Below are 18,603 nucleotides of genomic sequence, written 5' to 3'. Positions count from 1 at the left end.
CCGGCGTACCCTCCTCGACCGCGAACGTTCACGGCCCTCTCACGTCCGCGCCACGACGGGCACCGGCCCCGCCCCTAGCTTCGGCAGCGTCATCCGCGAGCAAGGGGAGGTATCCATGTCCGTCCGTCAGCTCATGGCGGTGCTGGCAGCCGGGGCGGTGCTGGCCACGCCGGCGGCCGCGCACGCGGCCACCGGCACCGGTCCCGGCGTGCTGCCGCAGAAGACCCAGTTCGACCTCCAGGCGCACCGGGGCGGCATCGGCCTGACCACCGAGGAGACTCTGGAGGGATTCGCCAAGGCGATGCGCCTCGGGGTCAGCACGCTGGAGCTGGACACCCAGGTCACCAAGGACGAGAAGGTCGTGGTCACGCACGACCGGCAGGTCAGCGCGCAGAAGTGCCGGGACACCGCGCCGGTGACGCCGGGCGACCCGATGTACCCGTACGTGCGGAAGTACATCAAGGACCTGACCCTGGCCCAGATCAAGACCATGGACTGCGGTTACCAGCAGCTCCCGGGCTTCCCGGAGCAGGAGCAGATCGCCGGTGCCCGGATGGCCGAACTGCGGGACGTGCTGGACCTGGTGAGGAGCTGGCACGCCAACCAGGTCACGCTGAACATCGAGACCAAGGTCGAGGCGGGGGCGCCCGAGCAGACCGCGCCGCGCGAGCTCTTCGTCCGCCGGGTGTTCGAGGAGATCCGCGCCTCGGGCATCGAGGAGCAGGTCACCATCCAGTCCTTCGACTGGGGCGCGCTGCGGGTGATGCACCGGCTCGCCCCCCGGTGGCCGCTGGTGGCGCTGACCAACTACGACTTCCTCCAGGTCGGCAAGCCCGGCGCCTCGCCGTGGCTCGGCGGCCTCGACGCGGACGACTTCGGCGGTGACTTCGTACGGGCGGCCGCGGCCATCCCGGGCGTGACCGCCCTCTCCCCCAACTACGGCTTCCCGCAGAACGGCACGATCGCCGACCCGGGCTTCCGCATCTACCCGGACGCCACCATGATGGCCGACGCGCACGCCCGGGGCCTGAAGGTCATCCCGTGGACCTGCGACGACCCGGCCACCGTGGCGGCGCTCATCGACCTAGGCGTGGACGGGATCATCACCAACTATCCCAACCGGGTCCGGCAGCTCATGGCCGAGCGGGGCATGCGCCTGCCGAAGGCGTACGAGCCGCGCTGATCCCGACCGGAGGGCGTCCATCGGACGCCCTCCGGTGACCGCTCCGGCCGTCCCACCGGTACGCGTACCCGGCACCCCCGTCTGGGCCGCCGGGCGCGATTCGAGCCAACCCCGATGCCGGCCTGGCTCACGACACCGTCTGCGGGGACGGTGATTGACGGGGACTGGCGGGGAGAGTGACCGCCTGGCCGCAGGTCACGACCACCCCAGGCCAGGGCGATTCGAGGGCCAGTCCGTCCAGTCAAGCTCGGCCGGACAATCAACAGATCAACACGCCGTGCGACGGCGATGGAGACGAGACCTGATGGTGACGTCGGCCGAGCAGGTGGTGGGCGCAGCTGGCGGGTGCCATCCGGGCGGCGTGGCGGGACGCGCACCGCAATCCGGCGTTGTGGGCGCGACGATGGTGCCGATTGCAGCCGCCTCGTTGGCGGCATTGACCGGCCTGTTCACTGTGCTGGGCAGCCGTGCCGGCGACCGCCGGGCGGCGCCGGCACCCCGGCTCACCCCCTGATGGTGACATTGCAGTCGCATCGCCAACGGGGTACCGTGGGATGCAATGCAACTGCATTGCATCGAGGGAAGGCCAACATGCACGTGATCGCGCTGTCCGAGGCAACCGCCGACATGGTCGACCTGGTCGGCGGCAAGGCGGCCGGGCTGGGCGAGCTGATCCGGCGAGGTGAGCGGGTCCCCGAGGGGTTCTGCGTCACCGCCGAGGCTCACCGACTCGGCGTCATTCCGCAGGCGGAGATCGTCGCCGCGTACGAGCGGCTCGGTGCGGGCCCGGTGGCGGTGCGCTCCAGTGCCACCGCGGAGGACCTGCCGGAAGCGAGTTTCGCCGGGCAGCAGGACACCGTTCTGAACGTCACGGGCACCGCCGAGCTGATCGCCGCGATCGGGAAGTGCTGGGACTCGCTGCACACCGTCCGCGCGACCGCCTACCGAGACGCCCGCGAGATCGATCATCAGGCGGTGCGGATGGCCGTCGTCGTGCAGCGCATGGTCGCCCCTGTGGTGGCGGGGGTGTTGTTCACCGCGAACCCGCTGACCGGCCGCCGCGGCGAGATGGCGGTCGACGCCGCGCCGGGTCTCGGCACGACGGTGGTCGACGGTGCGGCGGCGGTAGATCACTACGTCCTCGACGGTGTGACCCGAGCCGACGCGGGATGTCTGACGTCCGCGCAGCTGGCGGAGCTGCGGGCAACGGGTGAGCGGCTGCAGGGTCACTTCGGCTGCCCGCAGGACGCGGAGTGGGCGTTCGACGGAGACGGCGTGCTCTGGTTGCTGCAATCGCGGCCGATCACCAGCCTGTTCCCCCTCCCTCCGGAAACCGGAAAGCCCCTCCCCCGGGTCTACCTGGAGTTCGGCCATGTCCAGGGGATGCTGCAACCGGTCACGCCGATGGGCATGTCGACCCTGCGGTCCCAGGTCGCGGCGATGCTCGCCTCGCTCGGCGTCCGGGTCGAGATCGTCGACATCGGCGGTCGCCTCTACGGTGACCTGACCGAGCTGGCGCGGAGCAGGTCGTCCCGCAAGCGGCTGGTGAAGCTGATGGCAGTCGACTTCGGCCCGCGGGCACAGACGGTGATGCAGCACGTCCTGGCGGATCCGCGGTTCGCGCCGACCAAGGGCAGCACCGAACGCGGCGCGGCGCCGGGGGCCGCGTCCCTGCGGACGGCCGGCCGCGCGGTGGTGGGGATCCTGCGCGCGCTGGCCCGTCCCGACGCGGCGCGGATCCGAATGTTCCAGGCGATCGAGGAGATGAGAGTTGGGTCGGCCGCCCCCGCCGACCTGCGGACCGCCGCCGACCGGCTCCGCTTCCTGCAGGCGCTGGACTCCAAGGACAGCGCCGACGCGATCATGTGGCCGATCGTCACCGGGATGCTCGCCGCCGCGTTGCCGGCTTCGTTACTCAAGGGCGTCGCGAACCCAGATGAGATCCACGCCGTGCTAGGCGGGATGCCGCACAACGTCACCATCGAGATGGACCTGGCGCTCTGGCGGCTCGCTCAGGGCGCGGGCGAACACCGTCAGCTCCTACTCGACACCCGGCCGGACGAGTTGGCCGCGCGGTATCTGCGCGGGACGCTGCCCGACGTCGGGATGGACGGCTTCCTGGACGCTTACGGTCATCGCGGCGTCGCCGAGGTGGACCTCGGCGTACCGCGCTGGGCGGAGGATCCGGCACCGGTCTTCGCGGCGATCGCCAACTACCTGCGGGTCACCGATCCGCAGCAGGGGCCCGACCATCGCTTCCAACGGGCCGCCGCCGCGGCCGAGGCCGCCCTCGAGGAGCTGGTCAGGCGGGCCCGCCGTCGACGGCCGGTACGCGGCACGATAGCCGGGTTCCTGCTGCGCCGGGCCCGGTCGTTGGCCGGCCTGCGCGAGGCCGGCAAGTTCGCCGGGCTGTACCCACTGCGGGAGAAGCGCCGGCAACTGCTGCTCATCGGCGCCGACCTGCACGGCGCTGGGCTGCTGGAGCAGCCCGACGACATCATGTTCCTGACCTTCGACGAGGCGCACGCCGCCGTGCACGGGAGCATCGATCACCGGGCGACGGTCGCCACCCGCAGGGCGGTACACCGCAGGGAGCTGCGCCGCAGGGCTGTGCCGGTGGCGCTGCTCTCCGACGGCACCGACGTCGAGACCGTACTGCCGGCGGCGCCCGCCCTCGACGGCACCCTCGCCGGCGTGGGTGCGTCGGCGGGGCGGGTGACCGGCCCCGCCCGGGTCATCCACGACCCGGTCACCGCCCACATCGAGCCCGGCGAGATCTTGGTCGCCGCGACCACCGATCCCGGCTGGACCCCGCTGTTCCTCACCGCTTCGGCGCTGATCACCGAGACCGGCGCGATCATGGCGCACGGCCCCACCGTGGCCCGGGAGTACGGCATCCCCGCCGTCATTTGCGTGCCCAATGCCACGCGGACGATCTCCACCGGTCAGCTCGTCACCGTAGACGGCGGCGCCGGGACCGTCACCGTCCACTGACCGCCAGCTCACTAACCCGAGGACAACCATGGCCGACATGAAGGCCCCGACCGGGGCGAAGGTGGGCCCGCTGCTGGGCCGGGTGGCCGCGATGGAGGCCGCGATGTGGCGCAGCCTGTACGCGTGGGCGCGGCGCAAGCCGCTGCCGTTGGCGCCGGGCGATGAGCCGTTCGGCTACCTGGGCGTGGTCAAGCCGATCCTCGGCATCTTCATCGGCTTGTCGATCGTGGAGATTCCGATCTTCGACCTGATCGTCACCAACGTGGTGCCGTGGGGGCCGGCCCGCTGGATCGTGCTCGTCCTCGGCATCTGGGGTCTGCTCTGGATGGCCGGCCTCTACGCGAGCATGCGGATCCACCCCCACGTCGTGGGTGACACGGGCCTGCGGGTCCGGCAGAGTTCGGGCATCGACATCTGGATCCCGTGGACGGACATCGAGGCCCTGCGCAGGCGTTACCGCTCGCTGCCCTCCAGCAAATCGGTGCAGGTCGAGCAGGAGGGGGAACGCCGGGTGCTGTACATCTCGGTCGGCAGCCAGACGAGCATCGACGTCCTGCTGCGCCGGCCGACGACCTTCGACCTGCCCAAGGGCCGGTCCGAGCCGATGGACGAGTTGCGGCTGTACGCCGACGACCCCGACGGCCTCCTGCGCAGCGCACGGGGCACCCCCGCGACCGGAAAGGTCAGCCGGTAGCTGCCGGCCGCTGGCGGAGTGTCCGGGCCACCCACTGTGAAACGATCGAGGTCATGCCCAAGAAGGTCGATCACCAGGAGCGACGCACCCTCATCACGGACGCGTTGATGCGAGTCGCCGCCGAGCAGGGCCTGGAGGCCGTCAGCCTCCGTCACGTGGCTGCCGAGGCCGGCGTGTCCGCCGGGATGGTCCAGCACTACTTCCGCACCAAGGACGAGATGATGGCGTTCGCGTTGGCCGTGGTGCGCGAGCGCAGCCAGATCCGGGTCACCGAGGCGGTGGCGCGACTGGGCGAGAACCCGTCCCCTCGGCTGCTGCTGCGCACGATGATCGCTGCGCTGTTGCCGCTCGACGAGCGGACCCGTGACGACGGGCGGGTGGCGCTGGCGTTCCTCGCCTACATCGCGGTGCGTCCGGCGGCCGCGCCCAGCCTGCGCGAAGACACCGTGCAGCTGACCGGGTTCATCGCCAGCGTCCTCCCGTCTCGAGACGCCGTCGCCGCGGCCGGCCTGCTGGCGCTGATGGAAGGGCTGGGCGTCTATCTGCTCGGCGGGCAGTACACCACCGAGCAGGCGTTGGCTGCGCTGGATGCCCACCTCGACCTGCTCTTCGGCTCATCGACAGGTGCCTGACCAGCGGTTGACCGGTTGCGTTACTAGGCCGTGTCTCATAGCGAGGTGCCGTAGGGGGTTTGGTAGCGGCGCTTGACGGCTTGGGAGTTACTGACGGTGGGTGTGTTGGGTGCCTTGGTCGTCGGTGTAGAGCCAGGTGAGGCCAGTGCTGGTGCGGGAGGCGAATGAGCCGGCCGGCGAAGGTGTAGTAGCGGGTGGCCGTGCGGGTGGCGCCTTTCCGGCGGACTTCGGTGCCGGGAAGGTAGAGAGTGCGGCCGGTGGCGTCGCGGCGGACGAGTCGGTTGCCGTCGGCGTCGTAGATGTTGCTGCCGGCCGTCGGCGCGTCGCCGGAGATGGTGGTGAGGCGGTTTTCGGAGTCCCAGGTCAGGTTTTGCGAGTTGCTGTCGGGCGGGCAGGTGTTGGTGGTGGTTCCGGCGGGCCGACAGGTGGTGTTGCCGGCGTTGTCGTATGCGTAGGCGGTGGTGACCGGTGACTGGCCGGGGCTTTTCCACGGTCACACCGGTGACGGCGTGGGGGCGGACGACGTCCTTGCCGCCGGTGGGGACGGTTTGCTTCCCGCCTCAATCGAACCTATGTTCGAACAATGATGTCCGCCCGGAGTCCGCAGCAGCAACACCGGCGGGGATGGCTGCGCCAGGATGGCAGGCCGGGGCCTACGATCGTGCCCATGGACACGGCGACGATCGAGCGGGCCGCCTTGGTCGCGCTACTTCGCCGGCCTCACACGCCCTGGTCCGAGACCGCCCTGGACATCCAGGAGACCGGCAGCGCCAAGGCGGTCCTCGATCGCACAGTCGGCCATTCCGACACGCTCTTCCCCGATGCGGATTCAACCGCCGGCCTGATCAGCGCTGCCGCCGCTGAGATCGCCGCCTGGCGGGCGGAGGGGGTTGGCGTCCACGCCTTCTTCGACGACACCTACCCAGCCCAGCTGCTCGGCATCCGGGAGATGCCGCCGCTCCTGTTCAGCCGAGGTGATCTACAGGTTCACGACCGGGCGGTGGCCGTCGTTGGCAGCCGCAAGGCAAGCGACGAAGGGTTACGGATCGCCGGAGCCGTCGCCACTGCCCTGGCGGGCCGCGGGGTTACCGTGGTCAGCGGGCTCGCCGCCGGCATCGACACCGCTGCGCACTCCGCCGCACTCAAGGCGGGCGGGCGCACGGTTGCCGTCATTGGCACAGGGATCCGCCGGTACTACCCCTCGGCCAACCGGCGCCTGCAGGATCACATCGCCGAGGTCGGGCTCGTGATTTCCCAGTTCTGGCCAGATGCCCCGCCGAGCCGGCAGAGCTTCCCCATGCGCAACGCCGTCATGAGCGGGTACGCGGTCGCGACTGTCGTCGTCGAGGCGGGTGAAACCAGCGGAGCGCGGGTCCAGGCCCGACTCGCCCTCCAGCACGGCCGCCCGGTTGTTCTCACAGGCCAGGTCATGCAATGCGACTGGGCCAAGGCGTTCGCCGAGAACCCCGGCGTATACGTCGTCCACGGCACCGCGCAGCTGCTGGAAGCCGTCGACGAGATTCTCAGTTACCAGCCCACCGAAGCCGGCCTGGAGAACTTCCCTGACTTCGCCCTCCGCTGACCAGCGCTGGACCATCATCCGCAGGTACGTCGAGGTCCAGCGCGGCTACCTACGCAACCCGCTACCGGCGTACCCCTGAATCTGTCCCACGTGCCGTGGAGTACGCAGCGAGGGCTACTCGCTCTGCTTCCGCTGTCAGTCCCATCTCACCCGGTCCGACGGGAACCTCGCGGACCTCGTCCTGCCGATCTCCTACTCGCCACGCACCGGGCAGCACCACCACAACCTCCGGACGTACAAGGGCACAGCCCGGTCCGAGCAGGCTCGATGGAGCCTGCTGGCCCTCCTGCTCCTCTTCCTGCACGACCACCTCGCCTGTATAACGGCCCGCATCGGAGCGCAGCCAACGCACGTCATCACCGTCGCCAGCACCCGCAGCCGCCCCGGCACACACCCACTCGCCGACCTTGTCGGCACCCGGCTCCGCCTACCCTGGATCGCCACCGCCGTCAACCCGAGCTACGGCCCAGACGACCACGACTTCCACGCCGACTGGTTCACGCCGTTCATGCCCTCATCGCGCACGCCGGTCCATGCACTGATCATCGAGGACACCTGGACGACGGGCGCCCGCGTGCAGTCACTGGCGTACGCGCTCAAGGTCGCCGGTGCCAGCAGCGTGGCCGCGATCGCCCTCGGCCGCCACGTGGATCCGGACTATCCGCCGGCCAGACAACTGCTCAACGCCATCGCTGACCCAGTCTTCGACATCGCACGCTGCGCGGCGGACCACTGACCGGACCGACACGGCCTCCGCCGCTGGCCGGCTATCACGCCGATCCCGAGTCAACCTTCTGACGGCGATACACGTCTCACCTGGCCGACCCAACCACCCTGTTCAACCGGCCAGAGCCTGTCCCGAGCCGTGGCCTCGGCGACATCGCCCGACACCGCCAAATGCGCCCCACATTTTCGCCTCAAGCCGCTCCAAACGATGCTGACGGCACGAATCGGCAGGTAGAGGCCGCTTTCGCCGTCACTTCTCTCGGCATTTTGAGGAGGCCAGTGTGGGGCGGTCGTGTGACCACGATTGTGACCAAAGATCGCAAAAAACCGACATCAGTCGATGACTGATGTCGGTTTACCTGCGAAAACGCAAGTGGAGCCGAGGGGACTCGAACCCCTGACCCCCACACTGCCAGTGTGGTGCGCTACCAGCTGCGCCACGGCCCCTTGCTGTCGTCCCGGTCGCCCGGGCACGGAGAGAACTATACACACGCCGGTCGGCATGGTCATCTCGCGGGGGTACCCCGCCGCGCGGCTCAGTTCAGCGCCACGTCCGGGGGAAAGTGGGCGACCGCCGCCATCATGCCGCCCTGCCGTCGCAGCACCATCGGCCAGAGATCGTCCGGCCGGTCGACGAAGGCGTCCCCGGGCAGGGCGTCGAGGACGAACCAGGACCCCTCCTCGATCTCTCGTTCGAGCTGGCCGGCTCCCCAGCCGGAGTAGCCGGCGAAGACCCGGATCCCGCCGATGGCGTCCCGCAGCCGCTCCGGGTCCACCGACAGGTCGATGGTGCCGACCGCGCCGGAGACCCGGTGGAAGCCCTTCACCGGCTTGATCGGGTGCCGCATCCGGGCCAGGCAGATGGCCGAGTCGGGCTGCACCGGGCCGCCCTCGAAGAGCACCGCGGGATGCCGGGCCAGGTCGCTCCAGTCGCCGAGGACGTCGGCCACCGGGACCTCGGTGGCGCGGTTCAGCACCACGCCGAGCGCGCCGCCGGGCTCGTGGGCGACCAGCAGCACGACCGTACGGTCGAAGTTGGGGTCCTTGAGCGTCGGAGTCGCGACCAGCAGCCGCCCGGTCATCGAGTCCATGGCCCGGCCACCGATCGCCTGTCCCTCACTCTGCATGTCCGACACCCGTCAGCCGTACGCCGGTGTGGCGCACCCGCCGTCGTCGGGCGTCCACCCTGTCAACGCCATGTCACGCACCATAGCCTGCACCTCGCCCGCTGGTTAAGGTCTGTCGGGCGGGTGATCGCGACAGGATTGAGGGAGGGCCGCATGGGGCCAACGGCCGAGCTGGCGGTGATCGGCGGGTCGGGTCTCTACGCCCTGCTCGACGGCGCCACCGAGCACGAGGTGGACACGCCGTACGGCCCGCCGTCGGGCGCGATCACGATCGCCGAGGTGGGCGGGCGCCGGGTGGCGTTCCTGCCCCGCCACGGGCGTGACCACCGCTACCCGCCGCACCGGATCCCCTACCGGGCGAACCTGTGGGCACTGCGCTCCCTCGGCGTACGTCAGGTGCTCGCGCCGTGTGCGGTCGGCGGGCTGCGGCCGGAGCTGGGCCCGGGCACGTTCGTGGTGCCGGATCAGCTCATCGACCGCACCCGCGGCCGGGTGCAGACCTATTACGACCGCGGTGCGGTGCACGTCCCGTTCGCCGATCCGTACTGCCCCGTCGGGCGGCGGACGCTGCTGGACGCGGCGGCCGGGCGGAACGTGCCGGCGGTGGACGGCGGGACGGTGGTGGTGGTCGAGGGACCGCGCTTCTCCACCCGCGCCGAGTCGCGCTGGTTCGCCGCGTTCGGCGGCACTGTGGTCAACATGACCGGCCACCCGGAGGCGGTGCTCGCCCGCGAGCTGGCCCTCTGCTACACGTCGATCGCGCTGGTCACCGACCTGGACGCGGGCGTCGAGGCCGGCGAGACGGTGACCCAGGAGGAAGTCTTCCGGGTCTTCGCCGAGAACACCGACCGGCTGCGCGGGGTGCTGCTGGACGCCGTCGCCACGCTGCCGGCCGAGCGGGACTGCCCGTGCGCCCACGCACTCGACGGGATCACGCTGCCCTTCCCGCTGCCCTGACCCGGGAAGCACCCGAAAAGTCAACCCGGGACGGATAAGTTCGGTTCGTCGGGGGACTGATCAGCGAGCCGTCTCCGGCACCACGCGGGGGACGAGAGGCAGCCGACGATGGCAACGGTCCGTGACACGACGTACGAGTTGCTCCGCGCCCTCGGACTGACCACCGTCTTCGGCAACCCCGGCTCGACGGAGGAGACCTTCCTCCAGGGCTTCCCGGCCGACTTCACCTACGTGCACGCGCTGCACGAGGCGTCCGCGGTGGGTATGGCGGACGGCTACGCCCAGGCCACCGGCCGTCCCGCGCACGTCAACCTGCACACCGCCCCGGGCACCGGCAACGGCATGGGCAACCTGGTCAGCGCCTGGCACAACAAGACGCCGCTGATCGTCACCGCCGGCCAGCAGAACCGGGAGATGCTGCTGATCGAGCCGCGGTTGGCCAGTCGCCGGCCGGCGGAGCTGACCCAGCCGTACGTCAAGTGGGCGCACGAACCGACCCGTGCACAGGACATCCCGGCGGCCTTCATGCGGGCGTACGCGACCGCGGTGCAGCCCCCGGCCGGGCCGGTCTACCTCTCCCTGCCGATGGACGACTGGGACCGACCCGCCGACCCGTCCCCACAGGTGCGGACGGTCGCCACCCGGATCGCCCCGGACCCGGACCGGCTGCGCGGCTTCGCCGAGGTGCTGGCGGGCAGCCGTGCCCCCGCGCTGGTGCTCGGGGCGGCGGTGGACCGGGCCGACGCCTGGCCGGCGGCGGTGGCGCTGGCCGAGCGGCTGGCCGCCCCGGTCTGGTCCGCCCCGGCGCCGGAGCGGGCTGTCTTCCCCGAGGACCACCCGCACTTCCGGGGCGTCCTGCCGTACGCGATCGGTCCGCTCGCCGAGGCGCTGCGCGGGCACGACACGGTGCTGGTCGTCGGCGCCCCGGTGTTCCGCTACTACCCGCACGTGCCAGGCGAGTACCTGCCGGCCGACGCCCGGCTGCTGCACGTCACGGACGACCCGGACGAGTCGGCACGGGCCCCCGTCGGGGAGAGCCTGCTCGGCGACACCGGGCTGGCCCTGGCCGGCCTGCTGGAGCTGGTGCCGCCGGCGGACCGGCCGCCACCGGCCACCCGCCCCGACTCGGCCCCGCCCGAGGTCACCGAGCCGCCGAGCGCCGACGCGCTCTTCGCGGCGCTGGCTGCGCACTGGCCGGCGGACGGGGTGCTGGTGCAGGAGTCACCGTCCAACCTGGCCGCGCTGCGCCGCCGGATCCGGATCAGCCGGCCCCGGTCGTACTTCACGATGGCCAGCGGCGGCCTGGGGTTCGGCCTGCCGGCGGCGGTGGGGATCGCGCTCGGTGAGCGCGACACCGGGCGCGGCCGACCGGTGGTGGCGGTGATCGGGGACGGCTCGCTCCACTACTCGGTGCAGGCGCTCTGGACGGCGGCGCAGCTGCGCCTGCCGCTCGCCGTCCTGGTCCCGGTCAACCACCAGTACGCGATCCTCAAGGCGTTCGCCGAGCTGAAGCACACCCCGGGCGTGCCCGCGCTGGACCTGCCCGGGCTGGACGTGACCGCGGTGGCGCGGGGCTACGGCTGCGCGGCCACGGTGCTGGAGTCGCTGGACGCGCTCGGTCCGGCGCTGGACGCCGCACTCGCCGCCGACCGGCCGACCGTGCTGCCGGTGCCGATCAGCACCGACGTGCCGCGAATCCTCTGACCCGCACCGCCGCGTAGGCCGGACGGTCAGCGCCGGCCGACCACGAGCGCGCGGCCGCTGCCCACGTCCAGCACCGCCCGGCTGCCGACCGGCGCCTTGAGGGTGACCGTCACCGGCTTCAGCACCAGTTGCATGGTGCAGGGCCCGCTCGACGAGGTCACCCCGGCGCCGATCACCACCACGTCCTCGCGTTCCAGCACCAGCGGGGTGGGTTCACTGTCGCAGGCGCCCGTCCCGACCTTGTAGTCGACGCGCGCGCCGTCCACCGCGTCGAGGCTCTGCACGGTCACCACGCCGGGGAGCGGCCCGGTGGGGGCGTTCCCCTCGGGTACGGCGCCGACCGCGCTCGGCGCGACCGCGACCCGGGCCACCGGCACCCGCAGCCCTTCCACGGTGAACAGCCAGGCCGGCACCTCGGCCGGGCCGCGGCTGGTCCGTACCGTCGCGCTGCCCAGGCGCACTCCGGTGACCGTCAGCGGCACGCAGGGTTCGGTCGCCGCGGTGGTCGCCCAGCCGTCCGGCCCCGGTTCGATGGTCGGGCCGCCGTCCGGGCCGGGCCGCCCGGAGCCGCCCGGGGGCTTCATCGGCCGTCCCGCGCACGGCGGCGGGTCGCCCTTGTCCAGTTCGGCGTACGCCGCGGCGGCGCTGACCAGCGGCACCCGGAGCGTGCCGTCGGGGAAGCGGACCGTGCCGTCGGCCGGCGCGGCGGTCGGCAGGTCGACCTGGTCGCGGTACCAGCCCTGGGCGAACGCCCACTTGCTGTCCTCGGTGAAGCCGGGGTCGCCGGCCAGCACGGTGCCGTCCTCGAGCGGCACGTAGCCGCTGCGCCACGCCGCGCCGGGCTGCCAGGCGTCGGCCACCTCGGCGGCCCGCTGGTCGAATGCCGGCCAGCGGGAGTCGGCCGGGGTGGTGGCCGCCGGCGCGGCCGGGCCGGAGCCGGGCGAGGCGCAGCCGGCGACGAGCAGGAGCGGCAATCCCAGCAGGGCCATCGAACGACGCATGTCCGTTGGACGCCGCACCCGGGGTCCCGGTTCCCCGGTCAGTCCTCCCCGCCCAGGTCGGCTTGGTACGCCTCCCAGAGCAGGTCGGCGCCGCGCTGCCGGTGCCGGTGCAGCGCCCGGAGCAGCTCACCGACCCGGCCGCGCAACTCCTCGGCCGGCACCTCGGGCAGCACGGCGGCGTGCTGGAGGGCGGCCAGCGCCGCCACGATCACGGCGTGCTCCCGGGTCAGCTGCCGTACGCCCCGGTCGAGCCGGGGCGCCTGGAGGAGCAGCTCGGCGTAGAGGCCGGTGGGGCCCTCGGTGACCCGGACATGCTCGGCGAAGCCCTGCCGTACCGGGTCGAGGCGGTGGACCAGGCGCTCCCGCCAGCGCGGCTCCCCGAACGGCACGGCGAGTGCCCGGGTGAGGGCGGGCACATCGCCGAGGAGGGTGGGCCCGGGCTGGCGCGCGGCGGGCGGTCGGGCCGCCCCGGCGACGGTGGACGGCTGCTGGATCGGACCGGTGACCATGGGCACCTCCCGCGCTGCTGTGCTACCGCGTACAGCGATGGTGGACCCGACGGTCGGCCCTGTCCAGGCCCGGGGGGCGCCTCATCTGCCCCATGGGTCCCACCAGCCCCACAAGTCCCTACCGTCCCAGCGGATTGTCCGCCATGGTGCGTAGCTGCCGGGCGAGCGCGTGCGCGTCGGCGTCCCGGCCCTCCGCCGGTCGGCCGGCGGTGATCGCGTCGGCGAGGGCCCGCAGCTCGTACGGCGGCAGGGTGGCGAGCCCCATCCCCTGCAACGGGATGGTGATCCGGCGTCCGCTGTCCCGGTCCCGGGCAACCAGGCTCGGCACCCGCACCCCCGCGTCGCCGGCCCGGTGGACGACCGCGCCACCCTGCACCTCGGCGGTGGCCAGGTCGACCGTACGGCTGCCGAGGGCACCGCGGACCGAGGCACGGGTCCCGTCCAGCCAGGCGGCGGTGCGGAGCACCCGCAGCAGCAGGTAGAGCCCGAGCAGCACGACCGGCAGGCCGCAGAGCCCGACGAACCGCGCCGGCCCGAGCGGCGAGTCGGTGGCGCCGCCGTTCAGTTCCGGCGGGAGCAGGCCGGGCGGCAGGTCCCGTGCGTCGTCGTACGACGGGAAGGGGTCGCCGGCGCCGGTGAGCCGGGCCAGCAGCCGGTCGGCGAAGATCGGCAGCAGCACGAAGACGGCGCCGAAGGCGGTGAACAGGACGCCCACGACCGCTGCGAAGACGCGCCCGCCGGCCGCGCCCACCGAGAGCCGTACCTTCTCGTTCGTCACAGTCGGGGAGCGTAGAGCACGCCGGCGACGCGACCGGAAGACGACTGTGCGCCCCGGTCCGGGTGGACCGGGGCGCACAGGTCAGGTGGTGGAGGTGCCGGGAATCGAACCCGGGTCCTTCGCCGCCTTGTCAGGGCTTCTCCGAGCGCAGCTCGCTGTGCCTCTACTCGGCCCCTCCGATCACGCGAGCGAGTCGGTGTGACGGGCCCAGTCGCTGATTGATCTCGCCGCACGGACCCCGCGACCGGGTCCGATTGGCCAGCCTTCTAGCTGATGCCGGCTAACTGGGTCGAAGGCGCTCCCAGGCCGACAGACTTGCTACTCGCCTCAGGCGGCGAGAGCGAAGTCAGCGCGATTGTTCTTGGCGCTTATTGGTTTCCGACGACCGATTCACGAGACGACGTCGGCTTCCTCGGCTCGCTTCCCCTGCCGCAACGTACGAAGTCGAAACCAGTCACCCCCTCGACGGGCTGCCCCTGTCGGCAGCACCACCAAGCCTAACGCCTGGCGCAACCGGATTCATTCCGAGGCCGGCCCCGGCCGGCGACCCGGACAAACCGGATTTTTCAGTCTTCCATCCCCTTGCCGCGCCGGCCCGCCGTGCGGGCAATCTCCCGCTCGGCGTCCCGCTTGGCGAGGTCCTGCCGCTTGTCGTACGTCTTCTTACCCTTGGCCAGGCCGATCTCCACCTTGGCCCAGCCGTCCGAGAAGTAGACCTGCAGCGGCACCAGGGTGAGACCGCTCTCCCTGGTCTTGCCGATCAGCCGGTCGATCTCCAGTCGCTTGAGCAGCAGCTTCCGGGTACGCCGGGGCTCGTGGTTGGTCCAGGTGCCCTGGGTGTACTCCGGGATGTGCATGCCGTGCAGATAGAGCTCGCCGTTGCGCTCCTGGGCGAACGCGTCGACCAGCGACGCCCGCCCGGCCCGCAGCGACTTGACCTCGGTGCCGGTCAGCGCCATGCCCGCCTCGTACGTGTCGAGGATGGCGTAGTCGTGGCGCGCCTTCTTGTTGGAGGCGACCACCTTGCGGCCCTTTTCCCGTGGCATCGGCGCCACCTCCTTCCGGATCGGTCCACGGCCACCGGCCGCGGAGCGGAGATCATGCTACCCGAAGCACAAGGGCCCTCCCGCGCCGTTTATTCCGGCGCGGGAGGGCCCTCGGAGAGCCGTCGCGAGACTAGACCCGCAGGTAGAAGCGGAGCGTGACCCAGCCGGTGACGGCACTGACCAGACCACCGACGGCGGCCATCAGCGGGAACGTCAGGAGGATGTCCGACCAGGAGATGGGGGTGATCAGGCCCTCCAGGGCGGCCAGCGAGCCGCCGCCGGCGACGAGCTTGACGCCGATCAACGCGATCAGGCCGAGGATCGAGCCGATCAGACCGGCGACCACCGCCTCCAGCACGAACGGCGCCTGGATGAACCAGTTGGAGGCGCCGACCAGCTTCATCACCGCGACCTCACGCCGCTTGCTGTAGGCGGCCACCTGGATGGTGTTGGCAACCAGCAGCAGGGCCGCGGCCGCCATCACGATGGCGATGGCCAGCGCGAAGTTCTGGATCCCGGTGAGCACGCCGAAGACCTTGTCGAGCAGCTTGCTCTGGTCGACGATCTCGTCGACCCCCTCGCTGTCCTTGTACTGGTCGTAGATGCTCTTGTACTGCTCCGGGTTCTTCAGGGTGAGCCGGAACGACTCGGGCAGCTGGTCCGGCTTGACGGCGTTCACCAGGTCGGGGGCATCGGCGTACATCTGCTTGAAGCGGTTGTAGGCCTCGTCCTTGTTGACGTAGGTGACTTCCTTGACCAGCGGGTCGCTCTTCAGCTTCGTGTCGAGGTCGGTGCGCTGCTGGTCGCTGACGTCGGTCTTGAGGAAGATCGAGACCTGGACGTTCTCGTAGTAGAGATCCTTCATGTCACCGACCTTCTGGAAGAGAAGGCCGCTGCCGCCCAGCATGAACAGCGACACCGCCATCGTGATGATCATCGCGATGGTCATGGTGACGTTGCGCCACAGTCCGACCAGTACCTCGGACAGGACGTACTTCATCCGCATCGGGAAATTCCTCCGGCTCTCCGGCGTGAGGTGTTCGTCGTCAAGGTCTACGGATCGTCAGCCGGAACGGCTCAGCCGTAGACGCCACGGTGCTGGTCGCGCACGATGCGGCCGCTCTCGATCTCAACGACGCGGCGGCGCATCTGGTTCACGATGTTGGAGTCGTGCGTGACCATCACGACGGTCGTGCCGGTGCGGTTGATCCGGTCCAGCAGGCGCATGATCTCGATCGACGTGTCCGGGTCCAGGTTTCCGGTGGGCTCGTCGGCGAGCAGGATCAGCGGCCGGTTCACGAACGCCCGCGCCACCGCGACCCGCTGCTGCTCACCACCGGAGAGCTCGTGGGGGTAGCGGTGCTCCTTCCCACCGAGGCCGACCAGCTCCAGCACTTCGGGCACGACCCGGCGGGCGACCGCCTTGGTCTTGCCGATCACCTCCAGGGCGAACGCCACGTTCTCGTACGCCGTGCGGTTCGGCAGGAGGCGGAAGTCCTGGAAGACGCAGCCGATGGAACGCCGGAAGGCGGGTCGCTTCCAGGAGCGCATCGACGTGACGTCCTTGCCGTTCACGATGATCCGCCCCTTGTTGGGGGTGACCTCGTGCAGCAGCATCTTGATGATCGTGGACTTGCCGGAGCCGGATGGACCGATGAAGAAGACGAACTCGCCCTTCTCGATCGAGACGGACACGCTGTCGAGCGAAGGCCGGGACGCCTTCGGGTACGTCTTCGTCACTTGCTCAAGCTGAATCACGGGTCGAGAGTCTACGCGGTGTAACCGAGGAGCCAAGCCCCCCGCCCCATCGTTGCGAGTCGCGTCATCGATTCAGCCGGTCAGGCAGAGATCGACGACGCGCTCCGTCCGACCCCGATCACGCGCTGTCAGCGGTGAGCTGCTGCTGCTTCCGCCAGCGGATACCGGCCTCGATGAAGCCGTCCAGCTCACCGTCGAAGACCGCGGACGGATTGCCCGTCTCCTGCTCGGTACGCAGATCCTTCACCATCTGATACGGGTGCAGGACGTACGAGCGCATCTGGTCGCCCCACGAGCCGGCGGCCTCGGTCTTCAGGCCCTGGAGCTTGGCCTGCTCCTCCTGGCGCTTGCGCTCCAGCAGCCGGGCCTGGAGCACCCGCAGCGCGGAGGCCTTGTTCTGCAGCTGCGACTTCTCGTTCTGGCAGGTCACCACGATGCCGGTCGGAATGTGGGTGATCCGGACGGCCGAGTCGGTGGTGTTCACGCTCTGCCCACCCGGGCCCGAGGACCGGTAGACGTCGATCCGCATCTCGTTCTCGGGGATCTCGATGTGGTCGGTCTGCTCGACGACCGGCAGCACCTCGACGCCGGCGAAGCTGGTCTGCCGGCGGCCCTGGTTGTCGAACGGGCTGATCCGGACCAGCCGGTGGGTGCCGGACTCCACGCTGAGCGTGCCGTACGCGTAGGGGACCTTGACCGTGAAGGTGGCCGACTTCAGGCCCGCCTCCTCGGCGTACGAGGTCTCGTAGACCTCGGTCGGGTAGCCGTGCCGCTCGGCCCAGCGCAGGTACATCCGTAGCAGCATCTCGGCGAAGTCCGCCGCGTCCACGCCACCGGCGCCGGCCCGGATGGCGACCAGCGCCTCCCGCGAGTCGTACTCGCCGGAGAGCAGGGTGCGGACCTCCATCTCCTGGATGGCCTTGGTCAGCCCGGTGATCTCCGACTCGACCTCGGCGAGGGCGCCCGGGTCGGACTCGTCCTGGGCGAGCTCCAGCAGCACCCCCGCGTCGTCGAGCCGGGAGCGCAGGCTGCCGAGCTTGGTGATCTCGCCGTTGACGTACGACAGCTGCGACGTCACCTGCTGCGCCTTGGCCTGGTCGTCCCACAGGTCGGGCGCGGAGGCCTCCTGCTCCAGGCGGGCCTTCTGCTCGCGCAGCTTGTCGAGGTCGAGCACGGCCTCGATGTTGCGCAGGGTGGCGTCGAGTTCCTTGAGCTGTTCGGCGTAATCGGCAGCGGTCACGACAGACAAGCGTACTGCCTGCGTCGCCCCACCTGTGGCAGGTGGTCAGCCGACGGGAGCGGACTTGAGCCAGGACAGGGCCGCCTTGTGGTAGGCGACGGCGAACTCCAGCGCGCTGGCGTCGTAGTCATCGCCTTCCTTCTTGGCGTTCTTGACCTGCTCGCGCACCGCCGCCAGGGCCTCGGTGTGGTACTCGTTCGCCGAGGAGTACAGGTTCTTGAGCTGACTCGCCGAGTGCAGGTTGCCGAAGGCGATCCGTAGCGCGATCGGGTTACGGATGGTGTCCTTGCCCGGATTCTCCGCCAGCCAGCGGGAGAATGTCCGTTTCCCGGCCGCCGTGATCGCGTACGGCTGGCTCATCCGCGGCCCGGGCTTACCGAGCCGCACCAGACCCTTCTCGGCCAGCACCGGGAGCTCCCGGTAGACCTGACTGCGGGTCATCGACCAGTACGGCGCCAACCGGCGCTCGGCGGCGGCCATCAGTTGGCCGCCTGTCATCGGGCCGTCGTGCAGCAGGCCCAGCAGGGCCGCCGCCGTCGGATTGACTCCGGATTCCGCCATGCCCTCTAAGCTGCCACTTTGTCGGACCTGGCGTCCAGGATTTGCTGTTTTCGCCACCTGTCGGGTCGTCCGATGTGCACTGTCGGCCGACGACTGTCCGCCGGGGACACC

General features: G+C 70.8%; 18 protein-coding genes, 1 tRNA gene and 1 other RNA gene. 9 read left to right on the top strand and 11 right to left on the bottom strand.

Going from position 1 to position 18,603, the window contains the following annotated elements; translation table 11 throughout:
* Nucleotides 1-115 precede the first annotated feature (115 nt).
* From ONA70_RS04305 to ONA70_RS04275, 7 genes are all read left to right on the top strand, one after another.
* Nucleotides 116-1,183: a glycerophosphodiester phosphodiesterase family protein gene (locus ONA70_RS04305; protein WP_265005008.1), complete on the top strand. Its 1,068-nt coding sequence runs from the start codon at nt 116-118 to the stop codon at nt 1,181-1,183.
* 304 nt (nt 1,184-1,487) lie between these two features.
* Entirely contained in the window at nt 1,488-1,697 is a 210-nt protein-coding gene (locus ONA70_RS04300; protein WP_265005007.1) for a hypothetical protein, read from the top strand.
* A 77-nt stretch (nt 1,698-1,774) separates the two neighbouring features.
* Nucleotides 1,775-4,177, top strand: coding sequence for a PEP/pyruvate-binding domain-containing protein (locus ONA70_RS04295; protein ID WP_265005006.1), 2,403 nt, complete (start codon nt 1,775-1,777; stop codon nt 4,175-4,177).
* Nucleotides 4,178-4,214: 37 nt separating this feature from the next.
* On the top strand, nt 4,215-4,871 hold the full coding sequence (locus ONA70_RS04290) for a hypothetical protein (protein WP_265005005.1): 657 nt from the start codon (nt 4,215-4,217) through the stop codon (nt 4,869-4,871).
* Nucleotides 4,872-4,924: 53 nt separating this feature from the next.
* Entirely contained in the window at nt 4,925-5,503 is a 579-nt protein-coding gene (locus ONA70_RS04285) for a TetR/AcrR family transcriptional regulator (protein WP_265005004.1), read from the top strand.
* 667 nt (nt 5,504-6,170) lie between these two features.
* A complete protein-coding gene (locus ONA70_RS04280) occupies nt 6,171-7,085 on the top strand; it encodes a DNA-processing protein DprA (RefSeq protein WP_265005003.1) in 915 nt (304 codons plus the stop codon).
* A gap of 508 nt (nt 7,086-7,593) precedes the next feature.
* Nucleotides 7,594-7,821, top strand: coding sequence for a hypothetical protein (locus tag ONA70_RS04275; RefSeq protein ID WP_265005002.1), 228 nt, complete (start codon nt 7,594-7,596; stop codon nt 7,819-7,821).
* Between the two features lie 364 nt (nt 7,822-8,185).
* Here ONA70_RS04275 and ONA70_RS04270 read toward each other — a convergent pair.
* Both ONA70_RS04270 and ONA70_RS04265 read right to left on the bottom strand, forming a co-directional pair.
* Nucleotides 8,186-8,258, bottom strand: a tRNA-Ala gene (locus ONA70_RS04270).
* Between the two features lie 89 nt (nt 8,259-8,347).
* Nucleotides 8,348-8,938, bottom strand: a complete 591-nt coding sequence (locus ONA70_RS04265; RefSeq protein ID WP_265005001.1) for a YqgE/AlgH family protein — start codon at nt 8,936-8,938, stop codon at nt 8,348-8,350.
* A gap of 153 nt (nt 8,939-9,091) precedes the next feature.
* Here ONA70_RS04265 and ONA70_RS04260 point away from each other — a divergent pair, with 153 nt between their 5' ends.
* Nucleotides 9,092-9,895, top strand: coding sequence for an S-methyl-5'-thioadenosine phosphorylase (locus ONA70_RS04260; RefSeq protein WP_265005000.1), 804 nt, complete (start codon nt 9,092-9,094; stop codon nt 9,893-9,895).
* A 108-nt stretch (nt 9,896-10,003) separates the two neighbouring features.
* Complete coding sequence (gene mdlC, locus ONA70_RS04255; protein WP_265004999.1) at nt 10,004-11,599, top strand: benzoylformate decarboxylase; 1,596 nt, start codon at nt 10,004-10,006, stop codon at nt 11,597-11,599.
* Between the two features lie 26 nt (nt 11,600-11,625).
* Here mdlC and ONA70_RS04250 read toward each other — a convergent pair whose 3' ends face one another.
* From ONA70_RS04250 to ONA70_RS04210, 9 genes are all read right to left on the bottom strand, one after another.
* Nucleotides 11,626-12,600 carry a hypothetical protein gene (locus ONA70_RS04250; RefSeq protein WP_265004998.1) on the bottom strand — a complete coding sequence of 325 codons (975 nt, stop codon included), beginning with the start codon at nt 12,598-12,600 and terminating at the stop codon, nt 11,626-11,628.
* A 38-nt stretch (nt 12,601-12,638) separates the two neighbouring features.
* Nucleotides 12,639-13,109 carry a hypothetical protein gene (locus ONA70_RS04245; RefSeq protein ID WP_265004997.1) on the bottom strand — a complete coding sequence of 157 codons (471 nt, stop codon included), beginning with the start codon at nt 13,107-13,109 and terminating at the stop codon, nt 12,639-12,641.
* A 118-nt stretch (nt 13,110-13,227) separates the two neighbouring features.
* Complete coding sequence (locus ONA70_RS04240; RefSeq protein WP_265004996.1) at nt 13,228-13,887, bottom strand: hypothetical protein; 660 nt, start codon at nt 13,885-13,887, stop codon at nt 13,228-13,230.
* An 86-nt stretch (nt 13,888-13,973) separates the two neighbouring features.
* Nucleotides 13,974-14,349, bottom strand: a transfer-messenger RNA (tmRNA) gene (gene ssrA / locus ONA70_RS04235).
* Nucleotides 14,350-14,453: 104 nt separating this feature from the next.
* Entirely contained in the window at nt 14,454-14,933 is a 480-nt protein-coding gene (gene smpB, locus ONA70_RS04230; protein ID WP_265004995.1) for an SsrA-binding protein SmpB, read from the bottom strand.
* 130 nt (nt 14,934-15,063) lie between these two features.
* Nucleotides 15,064-15,939, bottom strand: a complete 876-nt coding sequence (ftsX, locus tag ONA70_RS04225) for a permease-like cell division protein FtsX (protein ID WP_265004994.1) — start codon at nt 15,937-15,939, stop codon at nt 15,064-15,066.
* 71 nt (nt 15,940-16,010) lie between these two features.
* Complete coding sequence (gene ftsE / locus ONA70_RS04220) at nt 16,011-16,691, bottom strand: cell division ATP-binding protein FtsE (RefSeq protein WP_265004993.1); 681 nt, start codon at nt 16,689-16,691, stop codon at nt 16,011-16,013.
* A 118-nt stretch (nt 16,692-16,809) separates the two neighbouring features.
* Nucleotides 16,810-17,931: a peptide chain release factor 2 gene (gene prfB / locus ONA70_RS04215; RefSeq protein WP_265004992.1), complete on the bottom strand. Its 1,122-nt coding sequence runs from the start codon at nt 17,929-17,931 to the stop codon at nt 16,810-16,812.
* Between the two features lie 45 nt (nt 17,932-17,976).
* The gene (locus tag ONA70_RS04210) at nt 17,977-18,492 is read right to left on the bottom strand and encodes a PadR family transcriptional regulator (RefSeq protein WP_265004991.1); all 516 of its coding nucleotides are present in this window, start codon (nt 18,490-18,492) and stop codon (nt 17,977-17,979) included.
* Nucleotides 18,493-18,603 lie beyond the last annotated feature (111 nt).

This window comes from Micromonospora yasonensis (assembly GCF_026013475.1).
GTDB lineage: Bacteria > Actinomycetota > Actinomycetes > Mycobacteriales > Micromonosporaceae > Micromonospora > Micromonospora yasonensis.
The sequence above is the reverse complement of the archived record's forward strand: the minus strand, read 5'-3'. Positions and strand labels throughout refer to the sequence as shown.

Excerpts from the sequence above, each read along its gene's own strand:
- ONA70_RS04305 (WP_265005008.1), top strand. The coding sequence starts at position 116 with ATGTCCGTCCGTCAGCTCATGGCGGTGCTGGCAGCCGGGGCGGTGCTG.
- ONA70_RS04300 (WP_265005007.1), top strand. The coding sequence starts at position 1,488 with ATGGTGACGTCGGCCGAGCAGGTGGTGGGCGCAGCTGGCGGGTGCCAT.
- ONA70_RS04295 (WP_265005006.1), top strand. The coding sequence starts at position 1,775 with ATGCACGTGATCGCGCTGTCCGAGGCAACCGCCGACATGGTCGACCTG.
- ONA70_RS04290 (WP_265005005.1), top strand. The coding sequence starts at position 4,215 with ATGAAGGCCCCGACCGGGGCGAAGGTGGGCCCGCTGCTGGGCCGGGTG.
- ONA70_RS04285 (WP_265005004.1), top strand. The coding sequence starts at position 4,925 with ATGCCCAAGAAGGTCGATCACCAGGAGCGACGCACCCTCATCACGGAC.
- ONA70_RS04280 (WP_265005003.1), top strand. The coding sequence starts at position 6,171 with ATGGACACGGCGACGATCGAGCGGGCCGCCTTGGTCGCGCTACTTCGC.
- ONA70_RS04275 (WP_265005002.1), top strand. The coding sequence starts at position 7,594 with ATGCCCTCATCGCGCACGCCGGTCCATGCACTGATCATCGAGGACACC.
- ONA70_RS04265 (WP_265005001.1), bottom strand. The coding sequence starts at position 8,938 with ATGCAGAGTGAGGGACAGGCGATCGGTGGCCGGGCCATGGACTCGATG.
- ONA70_RS04260 (WP_265005000.1), top strand. The coding sequence starts at position 9,092 with ATGGGGCCAACGGCCGAGCTGGCGGTGATCGGCGGGTCGGGTCTCTAC.
- mdlC (WP_265004999.1), top strand. The coding sequence starts at position 10,004 with ATGGCAACGGTCCGTGACACGACGTACGAGTTGCTCCGCGCCCTCGGA.
- ONA70_RS04250 (WP_265004998.1), bottom strand. The coding sequence starts at position 12,600 with ATGCGTCGTTCGATGGCCCTGCTGGGATTGCCGCTCCTGCTCGTCGCC.
- ONA70_RS04245 (WP_265004997.1), bottom strand. The coding sequence starts at position 13,109 with ATGGTCACCGGTCCGATCCAGCAGCCGTCCACCGTCGCCGGGGCGGCC.
- smpB (WP_265004995.1), bottom strand. The coding sequence starts at position 14,933 with ATGCCACGGGAAAAGGGCCGCAAGGTGGTCGCCTCCAACAAGAAGGCG.
- ftsX (WP_265004994.1), bottom strand. The coding sequence starts at position 15,939 with ATGCGGATGAAGTACGTCCTGTCCGAGGTACTGGTCGGACTGTGGCGC.
- ONA70_RS04210 (WP_265004991.1), bottom strand. The coding sequence starts at position 18,492 with ATGGCGGAATCCGGAGTCAATCCGACGGCGGCGGCCCTGCTGGGCCTG.